Origin of the sequence: Pseudokineococcus marinus (assembly GCF_013004605.1) — a bacterium.
Classification (GTDB): domain Bacteria; phylum Actinomycetota; class Actinomycetes; order Actinomycetales; family Quadrisphaeraceae; genus Pseudokineococcus; species Pseudokineococcus marinus.
In genome coordinates this window covers 1-14,118 of record NZ_JABEMA010000050.1, presented here as the reverse complement: position 1 = coordinate 14,118, position 14,118 = coordinate 1, and the positions used below count along the sequence as shown (strand labels likewise).

Genomic DNA, 14,118 nt, shown 5'->3' with positions numbered 1-14,118 from the left:
CCCGGCGTCGTCCCGGGCCCGGTCGAGCCGCTCCACGACCCGGTCGACCTCCGCGACGGCGGCCTCGAGCCCGGACGCCCGCGCGGCGGCGTCCGCCACCTCCGCCTGCAGCTGGCGCGCCTCCTGGCGCGGCACGCCCGTGGGCGTGAAGTAGCGCAGGTGCTCGGCCTCGACGCGGGCGACGAGCGTCTCCTCGCGCTCGCCGCCGACCTGCTCGGCGACGCCGACGTCGAGCGCCTGCGCCAGCGAGGAGCGGGCGTCGAGCTCGGCCTGCTCCAGCCCCACGCCCTGCTGCAGCCGCAGCGCCCGCCACAGCGGCAGGTCGACCTCCTGGCCGAGGATCTCGAGGACCCGGGCGTGGGCCTCGCGCCCGGCCACCTGCTCGGGCGCCGGCTCGTGGACGACGAGGCGGGTCGAGGGCTGGCGGTGCCACTGCTTGCGGTAGGTGAACCGGTAGCGGCCGGCCCGGACCTCGGCCTCCACGACGGTGGGCACGTCCTGCCCGACCGGCTGGGTCTGGCGCACCGCGCGCTTGCGGGAGTCGTCGTACTCGTCGAGCAGGAGGTCGAGGGCGTCGACGACGCTCGTCTTGCCCACCTCGTTGTCGCCGACGACGACCGTGACGCCGCTCGGCGCCAGCACCACCTCGTGGTCGACGACGCCGCGGAAGGACTGCAGGCGCAGGCGCAGCAGCCTCATCCGGCCGCCGCCAGCCGGTGCAGCAGCGACAGGGCGTCCTGGGCGGCGACGGCGTCGGGCGTGCTGGGCGCCCGCCCCCGCTCGCCGCCGGCCCCGCCCGCCGCGAGGTCGGCGGCCACGGCCGCCCCCGCCCGCACGGCGAGCCGCTCGGCGGCCTCGCGGGCGAAGCCGGACAGGCCCAGCGCGTCGAGGTCCGCGGCGTCGGCACGCACGACGAGGTCGCTGCGCCGCTCCCACACCTGCAGGGCGCCGAGCAGGTCGGCCGCGTGCTCGAGCAGCGCGTCCACCCGGGCCTTCTGCGCCACGGACAGCGAGCCCACGACGCTGAGCTTGAGCGCGGTGCGCGACTTGTCGGGCAGGCCGGCCAGCAGCTCCTCGAGGGCGTCGACGTCCTCGTCCGTGCTGAGGTCGAGGCGGTGGCGGCGGAAGCGCCAGCGCCCCACCGGGACGCGGGTGACGACGGCGCCGGGCGCCCCGGGCGGCGGCTGCTCGTCGCCGAGGTCGACGACGAGCACGTTGCCCGGGTCGACCTCGTCGTGGTCGGTGGGCTCCGGCGCACCGGCGTACCAGACGCGGCCGGTGCTCCCGACGTCGGTCGTCGAGTGGCGGTCGCCCAGGCACACGGCCTCGAGGGCGCCGTCGGCCACGAGCCGCTCGAGCGGGGCGAGGTCGATCGTCGCGGCCGCGCGCGCGGCGCCGAAGTCCTCCACGGCGCCGTGCGCGACGAGGACCCGCCGCACGCCCTCCTCGCGGGCGAGGCCGGCGCAGGCGCGCGCCGCCAGGTCCTCGACGGGCCGCTTGCTGCGCCACGGCGCCGACAGGACCCGCACGCCGGCGACGTCGACGGGCTCGCCGTCGAGGACGTGCACGTGCGACGGCGCGAGGCGGGCGAAGAGCTCGGAGCGCAGCACGCTCCCGGCGTCGAGGGGGTCGTGGTTGCCCGGCAGGAGCAGGACGGGCACCGGCACCTCGGCCAGGGCCTCGCACGCGCGCGCCACGACGTCGCGGCCCACGTGGTTGGTCTCGAAGACGTCGCCCGCCACGACCACGAAGGCGCAGCCGTGCTCGCGCGCCACCCGGCCGAGCGAGCGCACCGCCTCGAAGCGGGCCTCGGTGGAGCGCGCCTGCGCCTCCGGGGAGAGGTAGTGCCGCGTCATCCCCAGCTGCCAGTCCGCCGTGTGCAGGAACCGCACGCCGCACCCTCCTTCCGCGCCCCGCGCCGTCACGACCGCCGTGACGCGCCCGGGTGCCGGGCACCTCGCCCGGCGCCGCCGACGCTAGCCACGGGCACCGACAGCCCCGCCCCTCCCACGCCGGGCCCGCCCGTGCCGGCGTGCCCGTGCCGGCGGAGGGGGGCGGCCCGCTCGGACCCGGTGCGCCGGGTCCGCGCCCCGGCGGGCGTCACCCGGTCGGGTGGCGGTGCTCGGACGGCCAATCCCGCGCCGCCGAGGGGGCGAACACCGGACGAGCACGAGGTCGGGAGGCGCGACCGGTGGGCGCTGGCTGCGTCCACCGGTCCTGGCGGCGGCAGGGGTGGCAGAGTGGGCGAGGTGTCCTTCCTCCGTCCCGAGCGCCGCCGCGCCCGACCGGGCGCCGAGGTCGCGGACGAGCGGCCGGAGGACCCGGTCGGGGACCTCCTGCGCCGGGTGGCGCGGGGCGACGAGCGGGCCTTCGAGGGCCTGTACGACGCCGTCGCCGGTCCCGTCCACGGCGTCGTGCTCCGGGTGCTGCGGGACCCGGCGCAGTCCGAGGAGGTCACCCAGGAGGTCATGGTGGAGGTCTGGAAGCAGGCCCCGAGGTACGACGCCGCACGCGGCAGCGCCCGCGGGTGGGTGCTGACCATCGCGCACCGCCGCGCCGTGGACCGCGTGCGCTCCGCGCAGGCGAGCACCGACCGCGAGGGCAAGGTGGCCGCGCGCGACGCCGACCGCGCGTTCGACGTCGTCACCGAGGAGGTCGAGCACCGCCTCGAGGCCGAGCAGGTGCGACGCTCGCTCGACGTCCTCACCGACCTGCAGCGCGAGTCGGTGGAGCTGGCCTACTACGGCGGGTACACCCACCGGCAGGTCGCGGAGATCCTCGGGATCCCCCTCGGCACCGTGAAGACGCGCCTGCGCGACGGGCTCATCCGCCTGCGCGACGAGATGGGGGTGGTGGCGTGATGGCCGCGACGGACCACCGCACCGGCGACCGCGACGACGTGCGCGACCTCCTCGCCGCCCACGCGCTCGACGCCGTGGACGACGTCGAGCGCGCCCGCGTCGAGCGCCTGCTCCGCGAGGACCCCGAGGCGGCCGCCGAGTCCGCCGGCTACGCCGAGGCCGCCTCGCGCATGGCCGTCGCCGTCGCCGCGACCCCTCCCCCGCGCCTGCGCGCCTCGGTGCTCGCCGAGGTCAGCCGCACCCAGCAGGTCGCCCCCGCGCCCCCGACCCGTCGGGAGGCCGCCGCCGACCGTCGCGGCGGCCGCGGCGCCGTCCGCCTCCTCGCCGCCGCGTGCGGGGTGCTCCTCGCGGGCTGCGTCGGCCTCGGCGCCGTCGTGCTCGGCCAGGACGACGGCTCGCCGTCCCTCGTGGCCGCCGGCGGCTTCGCCGACGGCACGGCGGCCCTGCTCGAGGTCGACGGCGACTACGTCGTCCTCGGCCAGGGCGTCGCAGCGCCTCCCGCCGGCCGCGTCTACCAGCTCTGGTCGCTCGGCGACGACGGCGTGCCCGTGCCCGAGGGCTTCCTCGAGCCGGAGGACGGCGGCTTCGTCGGGCAGCTGGACGACTGGCGGGACGGCGCGGTGCTGGCCATCACCGAGGAGCCCGCCGGCGGGTCGGAGCAGCCGACGAGCGACATCCTGGCCACCGTCGCCACCTGAGCCCGCGAGACGTGCGCACGAGACCCCCGTGACCCCTCGAGGTCACGGGGGTCTCGTGCGTCCGGCACCGGCGCCTTGACGGACGCCCACCTCTCTGGTTCATTAGTCGAGTAACGAACCAAGGAGGTGCCGTGCTCGACGACGGAAGCCCGCTCTTCCAGCAGATCGCCCGCCAGGTCTCCGACGGCGTCCTCGTCGGCACCTTCCCGGAGGGCACCCAGGTGCCCTCGACCACCGAGCTCGCCGCGCTCCACCGCATCAACCCGGCCACCGTCGGCAAGGGGCTCGCCCTCCTCGTCGCCGAGGGGGTGCTCCACAAGCGTCGCGGGCTCGGCATGTTCGTCAGCGAGGGCGCCCGCGCGCGTCTCGTCGAGCGCCGTCGCGGCGAGCTCACCGCGACGTACGTCCGCCCGCTCGTCGCCGAGGCGCGGTCCCTGGGCCTCGGCGCCGACGACGTCGTCGCCCTCGTCGCGCAGGAGCTGCGCGACGACGCGCCCACCACCTCGGAAGGAGCCCGATGACCACCACCGACCCCGCGGTCAGCGTCCGGGGCGTCGGACGACGCCTCGGCGGCGTGCAGGCCCTGCAGGACGTCTCGTTCGACCTCCCCGCCGGTGCCGTGTGCGGCCTGCTCGGTCGCAACGGGGCCGGCAAGACCACGCTCATGGCGGTCGTCGCCGGCCACGACCGCCCCGACGCCGGCGAGGTCGCCGTCCACGGCGAGCGGCCCTTCGAGAACCCCGCGGCCGCCGGCCTCGTCAGCATGGTGCGGGACGACCAGCGGTACCCGGACGACTTCCACCTGGCCCACCTGCTGCGGGTCGGCCCGCTCTTCCACGCGGGGTGGGACGCGCAGCTCGCCGAGGAGGTCGTCGACGTCTTCCGCATCCCCGCGAAGCCCCAGCTGCGCAAGCTGTCGCGCGGCCAGTCCTCTGCCGTCGGGATCCTCGTCGGGCTCGCGTCCAGGGCGCCCGTCACCGTCCTCGACGAGCCGACGCTGGGACTCGACGCGCCGTCCCGGCAGGCCTTCGCCGACCTCCTCGTCCGCGACCTCGCCGCCCGGCCCCGCACCGTGCTGGTCGCCACCCACCTCGCCGACGAGCTCGAGGGCCTCCTCGACCGCGTGCTCGTCCTCGACGGCGGCCGGCTCGTCCGCGACGCCGCGCTGGAGGACCTGCAGGGCAGCGCCTCCGTCGTCCTCGGCCCGGTCGAGGCCGTCGAGCGCGCCACCGCGGACGTCGGCGTCCTGGCCTCCCGGCGGGTCGGCGGCTTCCTCGAGCGGGTCGTCGAGGAGCCGGGAGGGTCCGCCCGGGCCGCCGAGGACCCGGCCCTCCAGGTCCGCCGGGCGGGCCTGCAGGAGCTCGTCGCCGCCCTCGGCGCCGGCCCCGGTCCGGCAGCCACCCCCCGTCCCGACCGTCTCACGGAGGTCTCGCGATGAGCGCCGTCCTGCCCTCGTCCTCCCCGCGGGCCCTCGGGCCGGCGCGGCGGTCCGGCGCCAGCCCGTCCCCCGTGCTGGCCGTGCTCCGGCTGCAGGCCGTCAAGCGGTTCGAGACCTGGGCGACGCCGCTCGTCGTGCTGCTCCTGGGCCTCGTCTTCACCGTCCTGCTCGTCCTCGTCGTCTGGCGGGCCACCGGCGAGGGGCCGGGCAGCCCCACGCTGGCCGAGGTGGGCCGTGGGACGCAGGTGGCCGTCCCCTGGCTGGTCGGCTACCTCGTCTACAACGGGGTCCAGTCGGTGGGCACCACCTTCCCGCTCGCGCTGGCGCTCGGGACGGCGCGGCGCGCCTTCGCCGTCGGCACGCTGCTGCACCACGCCCGGGTGGCGGCGTGGGTGGCCGTCGCCGTGCTGGCCGTCCGCGGCGTCGAGGTCGTCACCGGCGGCTGGTGGGCGGGCCTGCACCTGCTGGGCGGAGCCGCCCTCGGCGGGGGCGACCCCGTACGCCTCGTCGTCACCGTGCTGCTCGCCTCGCTCGTCGCGATGTCCGTCGGCGGCGCCTTCGCCGCCGTCTGGCTCCGCGGGGGCGCCCGCGCCGCGGGCGCGGCGGGCGCCGCGCTCGGCCTGCTCGTGGGCGCCGCGGCGCTGGTCCTCGTCGCCGCCGCTCCTGACCTCGCCGGGGCCTTCCGGGTCTGGTGGCTCGCGGTGGCCGCGGTCGTCGTCACCGCCGCGGGGGCAGCCGTCCAGGTCGTCGCCCTGCGCGGGGCGTCCGTCCGCTGACGCCGGGGGAGCGACGCGGCCCCGTTTCCCGGGAGGGACGGGGGCCGCGTCGCGTCGACGCCCGCGGGGCCACGGGCGTGGGGGTCGAGCGGCGGGCTCAGAGCCCGGCCAGCTCCTCCACCGGCGGGCACGAGCACACGAGGTTGCGGTCGCCGTAGGCGCCGTCGATGCGCCGCACCGGCGGCCAGTACTTGCGCTGCGGGGTGACGCCGGCGGGGTACACCGCGCGGGAGCGGTCGTAGGGGCGGTCCCACTCCCCCACGAGCATCGCCGCGGTGTGCGGCGCCCCCCGCAGCGGCGAGTCCTCGACCGACCAGCGGCCTTCCTCGACCTCGGCGACCTCGGCCCGGATGGCGACCATCGCGTCGCAGAAGCGGTCGAGCTCGGCGAGGTCCTCGCTCTCGGTCGGCTCGACCATGAGCGTGCCCGCGACGGGGAACGACATCGTCGGGGCGTGGAAGCCGAAGTCCACGAGCCGCTTGGCGACGTCGTCCACGGTGACGCCCGTGGCGGCCGTCAGGGGGCGCAGGTCGAGGATGCACTCGTGGGCCACGAGGCCGCCCTCGCCGGTGTAGAGCACCGGGTAGTGCTCGCGCAGCCGCGCCGCGACGTAGTTGGCCGTGAGCAGCGCCGCCTGCGTGGCCCGCAGGAGGCCGTCGGGGCCCATGAGGGCGAGGTAGGTCCAGGAGATCGGCAGGATCCCGGCCGACCCGAGCGGCGCGCCCGACACCGGGCCGACGCCGCCCGGGCCCGTGCCGCCCGCGTCGCTCGTGCCCGCGCTCGTCCCGCCGGTGACGTCGGCCGCCGGGAGGAAGGGCGCGAGGTGCGCGCGCGCCGCCACGGGGCCGACGCCGGGACCGCCGCCCCCGTGGGGGATGCAGAAGGTCTTGTGGAGGTTGAGGTGCGAGACGTCCGCGCCGAACTCGCCGGGCTTGGCGACGCCGACGAGCGCGTTGAGGTTGGCGCCGTCGACGTACACCTGCCCGCCGGCCGCGTGGACCGCCTCGCAGACGCGGGTGATGCCGGCCTCGAAGACCCCGTGGGTGGAGGGGTAGGTGACCATGACGGCCGCCAGCCGCTCCCCGTGCTGGGCGATCTTCGCGTCGAGGTCCTCGAGGTCGACGTCGCCGGTCCCCGTCGTCGCGACGGTGACGACGCGCAGGCCGGCCATGACGGCGCTGGCGGCGTTGGTGCCGTGCGCGGACGTCGGGATGAGGCACACGTCGCGCGCCTCGTCGCCCCGGCTTCGGTGGTAGGCCCGGATGGCGAGCAGGCCCGCGAGCTCGCCCTGGCTGCCCGCGTTGGGCTGCAGGCTCACGGCGTCGTAGCCGGTGACCTCGGCCAGCTGGGACTCGAGCTCGGCGGCCAGCGCCCGCGTGCCGGCGAGGTCCTCGGCCGGCGCGAAGGGGTGGACGTCGGCGAAGGCGGGCCAGCTGATCGGCTCCATCTCGGCCGTCGCGTTGAGCTTCATGGTGCACGAGCCCAGCGGGATCATGCCCCGGTCGAGCGCGTAGTCGGCGTCCGAGAGGCGCTTGAGGTAGCGCAGCATCGCCGTCTCGCTGCGGTGCACGGCGAAGACGGGGTGCGTGAGGTAGTCGCTCGTGCGGTGCAGCGCCGCCGGCAGGCCGAGCTCCGGCCCGCCCACCGGCTCCGGGCCCGCGGGGAAGCAGGCCACGACGGCGTCGACGTCCGCGGGCGTCGTCGTCTCGTCGCACGTGAGGCCGACGACGTCGCCGTCCACGCGGCGGAGCCAGTACCCCGCCTCGCGGGCGGCGGCCACGACCTCGTCGGCGCGCCCGGGCACGCGCACGAGCACGGTGTCGAAGACGTCCGCGTGGACGAGCTCGAGCCCGCGGGCGCGCAGGGCGCGACCGAGGTCGAGGGTGCGCTCGTGGACGGTCCGCGCGATCCGCCGCAGCCCGTCGGGGCCGTGGTGGACGGCGTACATCGAGGCGATGACGGCGAGGAGCACCTGCGCGGTGCAGATGTTGCTCGTGGCCTTCTCGCGGCGGATGTGCTGCTCGCGCGTCTGCAGCGCCAGGCGGTAGGCGGGGTGGCCGTCCGCGTCCTTGCTGACGCCGACGAGGCGTCCCGGCAGCGTGCGCTGCAGGCCCTCGCGGACGGCGATGTACCCCGCGTGCGGGCCGCCGCCGCCCATCGGCACGCCGAAGCGCTGGCTCGTGCCGACGGCCACGTCGGCGCTGACCTCGCCCGGGGGCCGCAGCAGCGTGAGGGCCAGCAGGTCGGCGGCCACGACGACGAGCGCCCCGCGGTCGTGGGCCTCCCGGACGAGGGCCTCGTCGTCGCGGACGAGGCCGGAGGCGCCGGGCTGCTGCAGGAGCAGGCCGAAGAGGTCGCCCTCGGGCAGCCCGTCGCGCGTGTCGTGGACGACGACGCGCATCCCGATCGCCTCGGCGCGCGTGCGCAGGACGGCGAGCGTCTGCGGCAGCACGTCGGCGTCGACGACGAAGGCGGCGTCGCGCGGCGCCCGGCTCGCGCGGCGCACGAGCGTCATCGCCTCGGCGGCGGCGGTCGCCTCGTCGAGCATCGAGGCGTTGGCCAGGGCCAGGCCCGTGAGGTCGGCCACGACCGTCTGGAAGTTGAGCAGGGCCTCGAGCCGGCCCTGGCTGATCTCCGGCTGGTACGGCGTGTAGGCCGTGTACCAGGACGGGTCCTCGAGGACGTTGCGGCGGATGACGGGCGGCAGCACCGTGCCCGAGTACCCGAGGCCGATCATCGAGCGCCGCACCGTGTTCCGGTCGGCGAGGGCGCGGAGCCGCTCGGTGACCTCGCGCTCGCTGCCGGCGGCCGGCAGGTCGAGCGGGCGGTGCGTGCGGATGCCGGCGGGGACGGCGGCGTCGACGAGCGCCTCGAGGCTCGGCTGCCCCACGAGGGCCAGCATGCGGCGGACGTCGTCGGCCGAGGGGCCGACGTGGCGGTCGGCGAACGGCGCCGCGCCGGAGGTGCCCGGTCGCAGGTCCGCGAGCTGGTCGTCCGCGGGCTGGTGGTCCGCGGGCTGGTGGTCCGCGGGCTGGGGGTCCACGGGCAGGGTCATGGACGGGCTCCGAGGGGTCGGCGCGGGAGCGCGGGCGACGTCCCCGCCGCGGCGGGGTCCCCCTCTGTCGCCGTCGGCTCCAGAGATGCCTGCCCGCGCGGTCCTGGCGCCTGAGAGGTTCCGGGGAGGTTGCCCCTTCGGCGCCCCGTGCCCGGAGCCGGCGCCGGTGGCGCGCGGGTCCGGGTGCGGGGACTCTCCCGCGCGGGGTCGATCAGCGCGGCCAGGCTACCCCGGGGGTCAGCCGGTGCGGCGCGCGGCGCGGCGGGCGGAGAGCTCGTCCTGCGGCTCGGCGCCCGGGGTGCCGGGCTCGGCGTCGTCGGCCCGCTCGCCCGGCAGCGCGGCGAGCGTGCCCTCGACCTCGCGCCACACGCGGCCGACGGCGATGCCGAAGACGCCCTGCCCGCCCTGGACGAGGTCGATGACCTCGTCGGCCGACGTGCACTCGTAGACGCTGGCACCGTCGCTCATGAGCGTGATCTGCGCGAGGTCCTCGACGCCCCGCTCGCGCAGGGTCGCCACCGCGGCCCGGATCTGCTGCAGCGAGACGCCGGTGTCGAGCAGTCGCTTGACGACCTTGAGCACGAGGATGTCGCGGAAGCCGTAGAGGCGCTGGGTCCCGGAGCCGGTGGCGGGCCGCACACCCGGCTCGACGAGGCCGGTGCGCGCCCAGTAGTCCAGCTGGCGGTAGGTGATGCCCGCGGCGCGGCAGGCCGTGACCCCGCGGTACCCGACCTCCTCGTCGAGCACGGGCAGGTCCTCGGAGAACAGGACGCCCTGCGCCGCCCGGGGTGCGGGACGGCGCGGGGCCGCTCCGCTCGCATCACCCGTGGTGCTCACACCGGCCTCCATCGCGGGGTCCTGCGGCGCGGGGCCGGATGCTCGGGGCTCGAGCACCGGGGCGCGTGGCCCGCCGCGGACGTCCTCTCGGTGGGGAACGTACGCAGGCCCTCCGGCCGGGTCAACGACCGGGGCCCGTCTGGCCCGGCGTGTCGCCCGGCCCCTCCTCGGGCTGCTCGAAGTCCTCGGCGCTCACCTGGTCGAGGAACTCGCGGAAGCGCTCGACCTCGTCCTCCGCCTCCCCCTCCTCCTCGGGGACCCCGACGGCGCTCGTCTCGAGCACCTCGTCGGCGCCGAGGATGGAGCACCCGGCGCGCAGCGCCAGCGCGATGGCGTCGGACGAGCGGGCGCTGACGACGACGCCGCCGGACAGGACGAGCTCGGCGAAGAAGACGTTGTCGCGCACGGCGACGATGCGGACCTGCTCGAGCTCGCGGCCCAGGGCCCCGATGACGTCCTTGAGCAGGTCGTGCGTGAGGGGCCGGGGCGGCACGACGCCCTGCTGGGCGAAGGCGATGGCGCTCGCCTCGGGGGCCCCGATCCAGATGGGCAGGTACCGCTCCCCGCCCGTCTCCCGCAGGAGGACGATCGGCTGGTTGGACGGCATCTCGACCCGGACTCCGACGACCTCGAGCTCGCGCACGAGAGCCACGGTAGCCCGCCGCCGGGCCGGCGGCGGGGTGGGACCAGCGCGACCGGCACCACCTGCGGCGGGCTGCCCGCACCACCCGCGCGCGCACCTGGGCGCCTCACGGGCGCGGGCGCCCGGCGACCTCAGGTGAGGCGGCCGAGGCCCCCGCGCACGAGCGCCGTGTGCAGCCGCAGGCACAGCGCGGCGAGCTCGGAGGCGGCGTCCGCCGCGCGCGCCGACGCCCCGGGGCCGGGGTGGCGGCGCAGCGGCACGACGACCTGCTCCACGAGGCCGAGCTCGCGCTCGGCGGCGGTGCGGAAGGCGCGCAGGTGGCGGGCCTCGATGCCGAAGGCGGCGAGCTCTCCGGCCGCCGTCGCGACCTCCAGGTCGTCGGCGCCGAAGTGCCCGTCCTCGGCCGCCACGAGCCCGTACCCCTCGAGGTCGGCCAGCAGCTGCTCGTCGACGCCCGCGGCCTCCCGCAGCTCCGAGCGCCGCAGGCGCAGGCGCGGCGACGCCTCGAGCCGGGCCGGCTCGGGGTCGGCGACGGCGCGCGGCGCGAGCGGGGGCGGCCCGGCGGGCGAGGGGGGCTGCAGGCCGCGGTCGAGCGCGTCGAGGTGCTCGGCGATGGCCTTGAGGGGCATGTACCGGTCGCGCTGGAGCTCGAGGACGAGCCGGAGCCGCTCGACGTCCGCGGCCCGGAACTTGCGGTACCCCGCCGCGGTGCGCTGCGGCTCGACGAGGCCCCGCTCCTCGAGGAAGCGGATCTTCGAGTGCGAGATCTCCGGGAAGTCGCCGACGAGCTCGCCGAGGACCTCGCCGATGCTCATCAGGCGACCCGCTCGCACCGCGGGGTCCGGGCGCGCCGAGCGGGCGGGCCCGCCCGCCCGGGGGGCCGGTGCGCTCACGCGCCCTCCCCCTCGGGACCCGTCGCGGAGGGGTGGAAGACGAGCCGGTACTTGCCCACCTGGACCTCGTCGCCCGCGGACAGCTCGACCTCGTCGACCCGCACGCGGTTGACGTAGGTGCCGTTGAGGCTGCCGGCGTCGCGCACCCGGAAGCGGGCGCCGGCGCCCGTGCCGTCCCGGACCAGCTCGGCGTGACGGCGGGACACGGTGACGTCGTCGAGGAAGATGTCGCTCTGCGGGTTGCGCCCCGCGGTCGTGCGGACGGCGTCCAGGAGGAAGCGGGCGCCCTGGTTGGGCCCGCGCTGCACCACGAGCAGCGCCGACCCCGGCGGCAGCGCCGCGACGGCGCTCTGCTCGTCGGTGGACAGCGGCGAGGCGGCGTCCTCGGCCTGCGCCTCGTCGTCGCGCCCCGCGCCGCGGGCGGCCGCCTCGACGTCGGGGAGCGCGTGGCTCGACGTCGTGTCGGCCGGCCCGCTCCCGCGGGGGGCCTCCTCGCGCGCGTCGCGCGCGCCCTCGTCCTGCGTGCTCATCGGTGCCGCCCTCCCTCGACGGGTCGTCCGTCGCGCCTCCCGACCCGCTCCGGTCGGGGGAAGATTACTGGGGTCGCCCAGCCGGGTGCTCGACGGCGGCCCTCCTCGCGGGCGCCGCCCGGCCTCGTCGTGCGGGGTGCCCTAGGAGGTGGTGGCCCGGTAGCCGTCAGCGTCGAGGAGGGCGTCCACGGCGGCCGGGTCGACCCCCTCGAGCTCGAACATCCAGCCCTCGCCGTACGGGTCGCTGTTGACGAGCTCCGGGGTGGCCTCGAGGGCGGGGTTGACCGCGCGCACGACCCCCGACAGGGGCGCGTAGACCTCGCTGACGCTCTTCGTCGACTCGACCTCGCCGATGCTGTCGCCGGCCTCGACGGCGGCCCCCTCGTCGGGGAGCTGGACGAAGACGACGTCGCCCAGCGCCTCCTGCGCGAAGGCCGTGATGCCGATGCGCACCGCCCCGTCGGGCCCCGGCGCGGTCACCCACTCGTGCTCGGCGGTGTAGCGGAGCCCCTCGGGCGTCCCGGCGGTGCTGTCGTCGGCCACGGTGCTCCTGGTGTTCCTGGGTCGGACGGTCGGCGCCGCCGATCATGCCAGCCCCCGCGCCCCCGCGGCACGGGCCGGCGCCGACCGGGCGGGCTGCGCGTCAGCCGTCGCCGGCGTCCCCGCTCGACCCCTCGTCGCCGGCCTCGTCGTCGGGGCGGGCCAGCCCGGGCGCGGGCTCGGGCGCGGTGGCCGTGATGCGGACCTCGTCGCGGCGCTGCACGAGGACGGTGGCGCCCTCGCTCTCGAGGAGGTCGAGCACCCCCCCGGGGATGCCGATGGTCGCCTCGAGGCGGACCGGGTCGCCGATGGCGCGGATGGTGAAGGGCGAGGTGACGAGCGTCCCGCCCACCTCGACGCCGCGGGCGGTGTCGGTGAAGTCCGTCCGCGCGACGACGCGCGCGTCACCCACCGAGAGGACCTCGGCGCCGGCGTCGCGCAGCTCCTGCACCGTGCCGAGCAGCCGCACGGCGCTGACGCCGCCGTCCGGGTCGACGACGCTGACGGTGACGCCCGGGCCCACCGCCGGGGCGGTGCCGGCCAGGAGCCGCTGGGCGTCCTCCGCGGCCTGCTGGGACCGCAGCGCCTCGGCGCGCTGGTCGCCCTCCGCCTGCAGGGACCGCTGGGTGTCGCGCAGCTCGGTGAGCTCGCCCTGCAGCCGCTGCCGCTGCTCCCCCAGGTCGTCCACGGCGCGGACGAGGTCGGCCTCGCGCAGCTGCGCCAGGCCGCTCTCCTGGGTCGCCTGCAGCTGGACCACCAGTGCGAAGCCCAGCGCGGCGCAGAGGAGCCCGGCGAGCACCTGGCCGCGCGTGGCCCGCGGGCGCAGCGCGGACGCCAGGCGCCGGCGCACGAGACGGGCCGAGGGCGGCGCCGGCGGGCCCTGGTCCCGGTCCGGCTCCCCCGCGGGGCCCCCCACCGGGTCCTCCCCCGGGCCCGGGCCCGCGTGCCGTCCGTGCTCGGGGCGCGGTCCGGGCCCCTCCTCGGGCGCGCTCATGCCCGGAAGAGGTGCCGCCGGATCGCGGCCGCGTTGGAGAAGATGCGGATGCCGAGGACGACGACGACTCCGGTCGACAGCTGGGCGCCGACGCCGAGCTGGTCCCCGAGGTAGACGACGAGCGCGGCGACGACGACGTTGGAGAGGAAGGAGACGACGAAGACGCGGTCGTCGAAGACGCCGTCGAGCACCGCCCGCAGGCCGCCGAAGACGGCGTCGAGGGCCGCGACGACGGCGATGGGCAGGTAGGGCTGGACGAGCGAGGGGACGGTCGGCTGCAGCACGAGCCCGAGGACGACCCCCACGACGAGGCCGAGGACGGCGATCACGGCGGGCTCCCCCCGTCGGCGTCGAGGACGCGCGCCGCCTCCGGGCGCAGGCCCGCGGCGGCCGGCAGGTGCAGCTCGTCGACCTCGTCCACCCGCACGGTGATGCCGTAGTCGGCGAGCCCGGCGGCGTACCGGCCGCCCGCCGAGCGGGCGAAGCCGGTGGCCAGCGCGTCCGGGTCCCCGACGGCCTCCACCTCGTAGGGCGGCGCGAGGGGCTGGTAGCCGACGAGGACGGCCTCCCCGGCCCCGCGCACGGCCGTGCGGGCGGTGAGGCGCTGCCCGCCGACGGCCACGGCCTCGGCGCCCGCCGACCACAGACCGTTGACGACGACCTGCAGGTCCCGGTCGCGGACCCGGCCGAGGTCGGCCTGGGCGTCCGTGCGGGGGGAGCCGGAGGCGTCGGCGCGGGCGTCGGGCGCGTCGTCGACGACGACGCGCAGGCCCGGGCCCGTGACGGCGACGGCACCGGTCGCCGCGCCGAGCTGCTCCGCCCGCTCGCCGCCCTGCGAGGCCTCGGGCCCGAG

16 protein-coding genes and 1 riboswitch are annotated in these 14,118 nt (G+C 77.5%); of the genes, 5 read left to right on the top strand and 11 right to left on the bottom strand.

Features of this window, described 5'->3' with window-relative positions; genetic code table 11:
* The coding region (locus tag HLB09_RS05560) for an AAA family ATPase (RefSeq protein ID WP_171202415.1) at positions 1-699 on the bottom strand (699 nt) is incomplete at its 3' end.
* A complete protein-coding gene (locus HLB09_RS05555) occupies positions 696-1,892 on the bottom strand; it encodes a metallophosphoesterase family protein (protein ID WP_171202414.1) in 1,197 nt (398 codons plus the stop codon). The genes HLB09_RS05555 and HLB09_RS05560, both read right to left, overlap by 4 nt.
* A 357-nt stretch (positions 1,893-2,249) precedes the next feature.
* On the opposite strand from HLB09_RS05555, the gene sigK reads away from it, so the two are divergent.
* The 5 genes from sigK to HLB09_RS05530 all read left to right on the top strand — a co-directional run bounded on the left by sigK (position 2,250) and on the right by HLB09_RS05530 (position 5,773).
* A complete protein-coding gene (gene sigK / locus HLB09_RS05550) occupies positions 2,250-2,861 on the top strand; it encodes an ECF RNA polymerase sigma factor SigK (RefSeq protein ID WP_171202413.1) in 612 nt (203 codons plus the stop codon).
* Complete coding sequence (locus HLB09_RS05545; RefSeq protein WP_171202412.1) at positions 2,861-3,559, top strand: anti-sigma factor; 699 nt, start codon at positions 2,861-2,863, stop codon at positions 3,557-3,559. Before sigK ends, HLB09_RS05545 begins: the two co-directional genes overlap by 1 nt.
* 131 nt (positions 3,560-3,690) lie before the next feature.
* A complete protein-coding gene (locus HLB09_RS05540) occupies positions 3,691-4,080 on the top strand; it encodes a GntR family transcriptional regulator (protein WP_171202411.1) in 390 nt (129 codons plus the stop codon).
* The gene (locus tag HLB09_RS05535) at positions 4,077-4,997 is read left to right on the top strand and encodes an ATP-binding cassette domain-containing protein (RefSeq protein WP_171202410.1); all 921 of its coding nucleotides are present in this window, start codon (positions 4,077-4,079) and stop codon (positions 4,995-4,997) included. Before HLB09_RS05540 ends, HLB09_RS05535 begins: the two co-directional genes overlap by 4 nt.
* The gene (locus HLB09_RS05530) at positions 4,994-5,773 is read left to right on the top strand and encodes a hypothetical protein (protein WP_171202409.1); all 780 of its coding nucleotides are present in this window, start codon (positions 4,994-4,996) and stop codon (positions 5,771-5,773) included. Before HLB09_RS05535 ends, HLB09_RS05530 begins: the two co-directional genes overlap by 4 nt.
* 97 nt (positions 5,774-5,870) lie before the next feature.
* On the opposite strand, the gene gcvP is transcribed toward HLB09_RS05530, so the two are convergent.
* The 9 genes from gcvP to HLB09_RS05485 all read right to left on the bottom strand — a co-directional run.
* Positions 5,871-8,828 carry an aminomethyl-transferring glycine dehydrogenase gene (gene gcvP / locus HLB09_RS05525; protein WP_171202408.1) on the bottom strand — a complete coding sequence of 986 codons (2,958 nt, stop codon included), beginning with the start codon at positions 8,826-8,828 and terminating at the stop codon, positions 5,871-5,873.
* A gap of 88 nt (positions 8,829-8,916) precedes the next feature.
* Positions 8,917-9,038: riboswitch (glycine riboswitch) on the bottom strand.
* Positions 9,039-9,065: 27 nt separating this feature from the next.
* Positions 9,066-9,677, bottom strand: coding sequence for a MerR family transcriptional regulator (locus HLB09_RS05520; RefSeq protein WP_171202407.1), 612 nt, complete (start codon positions 9,675-9,677; stop codon positions 9,066-9,068).
* Between the two features lie 109 nt (positions 9,678-9,786).
* A complete protein-coding gene (locus HLB09_RS05515; RefSeq protein WP_171202406.1) occupies positions 9,787-10,308 on the bottom strand; it encodes a bifunctional nuclease family protein in 522 nt (173 codons plus the stop codon).
* A 131-nt stretch (positions 10,309-10,439) separates the two neighbouring features.
* Positions 10,440-11,123, bottom strand: coding sequence for a transcriptional regulator FtsR (gene ftsR, locus HLB09_RS05510; RefSeq protein WP_171202405.1), 684 nt, complete (start codon positions 11,121-11,123; stop codon positions 10,440-10,442).
* Positions 11,124-11,197: 74 nt separating this feature from the next.
* The gene (locus HLB09_RS05505) at positions 11,198-11,731 is read right to left on the bottom strand and encodes an FHA domain-containing protein (RefSeq protein WP_171202404.1); all 534 of its coding nucleotides are present in this window, start codon (positions 11,729-11,731) and stop codon (positions 11,198-11,200) included.
* Positions 11,732-11,872: 141 nt separating this feature from the next.
* Entirely contained in the window at positions 11,873-12,274 is a 402-nt protein-coding gene (gene gcvH / locus HLB09_RS05500; RefSeq protein WP_171202403.1) for a glycine cleavage system protein GcvH, read from the bottom strand.
* Positions 12,275-12,374: 100 nt separating this feature from the next.
* Complete coding sequence (locus tag HLB09_RS05495) at positions 12,375-13,187, bottom strand: DUF881 domain-containing protein (protein WP_171202402.1); 813 nt, start codon at positions 13,185-13,187, stop codon at positions 12,375-12,377.
* A 74-nt stretch (positions 13,188-13,261) separates the two neighbouring features.
* The gene (locus HLB09_RS05490; protein WP_171202401.1) at positions 13,262-13,594 is read right to left on the bottom strand and encodes a small basic family protein; all 333 of its coding nucleotides are present in this window, start codon (positions 13,592-13,594) and stop codon (positions 13,262-13,264) included.
* Positions 13,591-14,118 (bottom strand): DUF881 domain-containing protein (locus HLB09_RS05485; RefSeq protein WP_171202400.1); only part of this gene is annotated, 528 nt, incomplete at its 5' end. The genes HLB09_RS05485 and HLB09_RS05490, both read right to left, overlap by 4 nt.